Origin of the sequence: Haemophilus parahaemolyticus, from assembly GCF_002015035.1 — a bacterium.
Lineage (GTDB): Bacteria > Pseudomonadota > Gammaproteobacteria > Enterobacterales > Pasteurellaceae > Haemophilus_A > Haemophilus_A parahaemolyticus.
Window position 1 is genome coordinate 1 of the sequence record NZ_MUXY01000016.1, and the last position, 1,014, is coordinate 1,014.

Below are 1,014 nucleotides of genomic sequence, written 5' to 3' on the forward strand. Positions count from 1 at the left end.
GACGACTTAATCCATAAGCAATCAGTTCATTATTAAAGCAATCTAAAATCGGGGAAAAATAGAGCTTTTCGTCTTTCACTCTAAATTCGGTAATATCAGTCAGCCATTTCTCATTCGGTTTACTCGCGCTAAAATCCCGTTGTAACAGGTTCGGTGCAATTTTGCCTTGTTCACCTTTATATGAGCTATATTTACGCTGTTTCTTCGTGCGAACTTGTAAACCCATTTCTTGAATCAAGCGTTGTACGCGCTTATGGTTCACCCCCACGAGCTTCGCACTGACTCGCCGATAGCCATAATTAGGCTCTGCCTGCTTAATATCACGAATTCGGGCTTTTAGTGTGCTATCTCTATCAGGTTTGGATTGGCGATGATAGAAGAAGATACTTCGTGCTAATTTCGCTATAGGCAAAAGTATTTCTAACGGATAATGTACTCTCAAACTTTGGACTGTTTCTGCCGTTTGGCTTCGTCCCTCTTGATTATTTCGTCCAACTTTTTTAGAAAAGCCACCTCGGCTTCTAGCTCAAGGATGCGTAGGCGTAAACGTTCTTCTTCTGTTTTGGGTGGTAGAGGCATTTTAGCGTATTTGGGTTTTATACTTGGACGACCTTTGGGTTTGGGATGGAGCCCATTGATACTGTTTTTCCGAAAGGCTTTCAACCATTGACTAATGGTTCCATTACTCGCAATACCAAAGTAAAGTGCCGCATTTTCCATCGTAAATCTACCAGAGAGAATGGTTTGAACAACACGATGTTTAAATTCAGGAGAGTAAATTCTTTTGCGGTGTAATACCGCTAATCCATTAGTACCTGAATATTTGTATTGTGCAATCCAACATCTAACGCTTTTTGCCACTAAGTTGAAATACTTCAATGTGAAAGCAAGATTTTCGTGATGTTCGAAATAAAAATTCACGACTTGTTGTTTGAAAAGTTGATGGTATTTAGTCATAAAAAATCCGCACCTTAATCAGCTGGTTGTTTAGTCCAACTTTTGGGGTGCAGATCA

The 1,014-nt window shown here is 39.9% G+C and carries 2 protein-coding genes; both read right to left on the bottom strand.

Annotation, left to right across the window (positions count from 1 at the left end; translation table 11 throughout):
- Window positions 1–412: IS3 family transposase (locus B0185_RS08575; RefSeq protein WP_158077820.1), on the bottom strand; the 412-nt coding region annotated here is incomplete at its 3' end.
- Between the two features lie 26 nt (window positions 413–438).
- Window positions 439–957, bottom strand: a complete 519-nt coding sequence (locus B0185_RS08580; RefSeq protein ID WP_005706460.1) for a helix-turn-helix domain-containing protein — start codon at window positions 955–957, stop codon at window positions 439–441.
- Window positions 958–1,014: the final 57 nt, after the last annotated feature.